6 protein-coding genes are annotated in these 3,183 nt (G+C 29.4%); 3 read left to right on the plus strand and 3 right to left on the minus strand.

From position 1 onward, the window contains the following. Window positions 1-137: 137 nt before the first annotated feature. The 3 genes from L21TH_RS01005 to L21TH_RS01015 all read left to right on the plus strand — a co-directional run bounded on the left by L21TH_RS01005 (window position 138) and on the right by L21TH_RS01015 (window position 1,032). Window positions 138-344, plus strand: a complete 207-nt coding sequence (locus L21TH_RS01005; RefSeq protein ID WP_006306868.1) for a DUF2281 domain-containing protein — start codon at window positions 138-140, stop codon at window positions 342-344. Continuing rightward, on the plus strand, window positions 329-664 hold the full coding sequence (locus tag L21TH_RS01010) for a type II toxin-antitoxin system PemK/MazF family toxin (protein ID WP_006306869.1): 336 nt from the start codon (window positions 329-331) through the stop codon (window positions 662-664). Before L21TH_RS01005 ends, L21TH_RS01010 begins: the two co-directional genes overlap by 16 nt. 164 nt (window positions 665-828) lie before the next feature. Beyond that, the gene (locus L21TH_RS01015; protein ID WP_034428926.1) at window positions 829-1,032 is read left to right on the plus strand and encodes a hypothetical protein; all 204 of its coding nucleotides are present in this window, start codon (window positions 829-831) and stop codon (window positions 1,030-1,032) included. Between the two features lie 534 nt (window positions 1,033-1,566). Here L21TH_RS01015 and L21TH_RS15020 read toward each other — a convergent pair. The 3 genes from L21TH_RS15020 to L21TH_RS01025 form a co-directional block, all read right to left on the minus strand. After that, entirely contained in the window at window positions 1,567-1,692 is a 126-nt protein-coding gene (locus L21TH_RS15020; protein ID WP_006306870.1) for a hypothetical protein, read from the minus strand. Window positions 1,693-1,734: 42 nt separating this feature from the next. Next, window positions 1,735-2,319, minus strand: coding sequence for a class I SAM-dependent methyltransferase (locus L21TH_RS01020; protein WP_006306871.1), 585 nt, complete (start codon window positions 2,317-2,319; stop codon window positions 1,735-1,737). A gap of 228 nt (window positions 2,320-2,547) precedes the next feature. Continuing rightward, window positions 2,548-2,745, minus strand: a complete 198-nt coding sequence (locus L21TH_RS01025) for an Alkyl hydroperoxide reductase protein C (RefSeq protein WP_006306872.1) — start codon at window positions 2,743-2,745, stop codon at window positions 2,548-2,550. Window positions 2,746-3,183 lie beyond the last annotated feature (438 nt).

Raw genomic sequence — 3,183 nt, forward strand, 5'->3', positions numbered from 1 at the left:
AATTATTGGATGATTAATTTTGAAAAAGAAAAATTGCCAACTATTACTTGACAGTAACTAAGTATTTTCATATATTTAAAACGTTTATCTATGTGATATAATAAAACTAAGTATATAGCAAAAAAGAAGGTGATTTTATGATAAATAGAGAAACAATAGTTAAAAAGATAGAGAAATTACCACCACATCTTTTGCAGGAAGTTGCAGATTACATTGATTTTATTATATACAAAAGATCTAAATATAAAAATTTTAAAGTTGATGACATTACATTGGCAAGTGAAAAAAGTCTAGCTAAAGATTGGTTAAGACCTGAGGAGGATGAGGCATGGGAAGATTTATAAAAGGGGATATTGTAGTTGTTCCTTTTCCTTTTTCAGATTTATCCCAATCTAAAAAGAGACCAGCACTAGTATTAGCAAATGTAACTGGAGATGATTTAATATTATCACAAATAACAAGCAGAAACGTTTATGATAAATATTCTATAAAATTATTAGATAGTGATTTCACCCAAGGAGAACTAAAAAAAGAAAGTAATATAAGACCTAATAAAATATTCACTGCTGATGAAAATATAATACTATATAAAATAGCTCATCTTAAGGAAGAAAAAATAAATGAAGTTATAAATAAGATAATTAGTATTTTCATCGAAAAATAATATTCATTATACAAATAAGCGTCTATAACAATTAATATAGATGCTTTTTTTCATATGGAATATAAAATTTAAAGTTATAAACGAAGACTTAATGGTACATATAAGAAAGGTTGATGAAAATCATCTTAATTATGACAATGGAGATTAAGAAAGGAGGAGGGAACATGAACTTACTGTGGGGCGGATTAATGATTGTAGCAGGATTAATCTTAATAATCTGTGGAAGTCTAAAGAGTAACTTTATTATTTATCGTCTTTTAGTTGCTCGTTCGAAGATACTATGGGGTGAGAGAGTATATCTGTTCCACCAGATAAGTGGTGGAATTATTATAGTCATCGGAGTATTGATGGCGTTGGGAGACATTTGATAATTTCACTATGAACAGTATGCTTCAGGTGGAAATTCTAAATTTGGACTCTTGGCTCGATATTTTTTGAAATTGCAACACGCTTTTCTACAAGCTTTATTTGCATCATACAAAGCTATAAGGGACATGGGGACAGGAAGATTGTCCCAAAGATAGTTAAGTTTCTTTAATAGAACCATTTCTTAAACCCGCTAAAAAACCGCAGTTACAGCTATACGGTGAACCGTACCATAAGTAACGGCGGTTTTTTATTAACACTTGTTATAGCAACAAGTGTAGACGTAATAGGGACAGTTAACAACTATTGCTTATAAAAAACAAGAAACTTGTTTATTAATGTTTTAAACGGATATGACATAGGGATGTTTCGTTTGTCATATTAATTTAAAGATGAAGCTATAGTATTTACAATGTATAGTAGCATATATAGATAAGAGGTTCAATTGCCACGAATAGCGAAATAGAAAAACCACACTTATAAAAGTGTGGTTTAGATCTTAAATTAATTTAGATGATTTGTTGCAGAAAGTTAATTTACTTAGACATACTATAAAATACATAGGTATATTCATTACAATATTTGTGATACATATTGATTTCTGTCTGCAGCATATCAATAACTTGTTTTGCTATTTCATTATCTTTATATTTTTTTAGCATCCTGTTAAGATTATCCTGTAGTGGGTTGTAATAGTTTTGAGTCTAATCAGTAACAGGCATGACAAAGTGAGATTGGTAACTATATCCTGCACTCTCGATTTGTTTAATTTTATTTTCAATAGTATCAATTTGTGGATATTCTTCATTCCAATAAGCAGAGATTTTCTCTGATGGAGTATTAGTAATCCAACTGATTTCACTGCAAATAAGATATCCATCATTTTTCAGGAACTTTTTCCAATCACGAAGACCATTTTCAAATCCTGCTATATAAATAGCACCCTCTGACCAAATTAAATCAAATGAATTTTCTTCAAATGGCATTTCAAACATTGAGATACACTTTCCAATTACTCTATTAGATAATCCAAATTTTTCAGCAGTACTATTCAAATTCTCGATAAAAGGCATATGATTATCTATAGCAATAATCGTAGCATTGGGAAATTCTTGTGCCAATAACATTGTATGAATACCGTTTCCACAACCAATATCTAAGATTTTAATATGTTCTTTTGAACCGTTAAACATTGAAATTGCCTTTAGTGTAGAAGCTTGACTACCAGGGGCAAGTCTATCTAAACCATTAAATGCTTCAAAAAAATATTTTTCCATTTCTTTTTCCATTTCGCAAACCTCCAGAAATACCCTTTCAATTGATTTCAGTGTTATTATATAGCAGTTAAATGATTTTGTCTATATTTAAAACAGAATCATCTATTGTGTATATGTAAAACCGCAAAAGGTTTTATGAAAGAAACAGATATATTGAATTGCATTAAAGACCATATAAAGAAATAAAGCTATTCATCTATCTTTTGAGACAGACGAATAGCCTTATTATTTTAAACAGATTTAATCTTCAAATGCTTCGCTAACCTTCCATTCTTTCCACACATTACCTACTAAATCTGGATTTGGTTTTAGAGTTTTTTTGCCAGGTTTCCATCCAGATGGTGTAGCTTCTGTTCCATTAGTATTTCTTACATGTTGGAAAGCTTTTATTTGTCTTATGGTTTCGCTAACATTTCTACCTACTAGTGGAGTTAACACTTCGTAGCCTTGTATATTTCCATCAGGGTCAATTATAAATCTTCCCCAGCCATATATTTAAAGGAAAAAAGGGGAGATTTAGATATAGTATTTAAAGTAAATAAATATGTTTAAAATCTTTATTCCGGACAAATTAAAGGCTAGGATATTTAAATTCCTAGCCTTTATATGATACTTGTAATGACTTTTTCCATAAGAATATGTTTATGATTAATGCTATAAAAACATTAATCCTTGTGTTATTAGTGATATTACTAAAGCTGGACCGACTAAAGCTATGTTTATAAAGAACAAATACACTATAAAATGTACATATTAGAAATATATAGTAATATTTTAATTACACAATAGTGTTTTGTCAAATAACGTGGCAAGAAGACAGAGATTTCGCATCTAATTTCCAGTAAAAACTTTACTTTCCCTTAATTTGTAATGCCT

Source organism: Caldisalinibacter kiritimatiensis, from assembly GCF_000387765.1.
Lineage (GTDB): Bacteria > Bacillota > Clostridia > Tissierellales > Caldisalinibacteraceae > Caldisalinibacter > Caldisalinibacter kiritimatiensis.

What these genes read in the sequence shown, in the direction of transcription:
- L21TH_RS01005 (WP_006306868.1), top strand. Translation starts at nt 138, where the DNA reads ATGATAAATAGAGAAACAATAGTTAAAAAGATAGAGAAATTACCACCA.
- L21TH_RS01010 (WP_006306869.1), top strand. Translation starts at nt 329, where the DNA reads ATGGGAAGATTTATAAAAGGGGATATTGTAGTTGTTCCTTTTCCTTTT.
- L21TH_RS01015 (WP_034428926.1), top strand. Translation starts at nt 829, where the DNA reads ATGAACTTACTGTGGGGCGGATTAATGATTGTAGCAGGATTAATCTTA.
- L21TH_RS15020 (WP_006306870.1), bottom strand. Translation starts at nt 1,692, where the DNA reads ATGCTAAAAAAATATAAAGATAATGAAATAGCAAAACAAGTTATTGAT.
- L21TH_RS01020 (WP_006306871.1), bottom strand. Translation starts at nt 2,319, where the DNA reads ATGGAAAAAGAAATGGAAAAATATTTTTTTGAAGCATTTAATGGTTTA.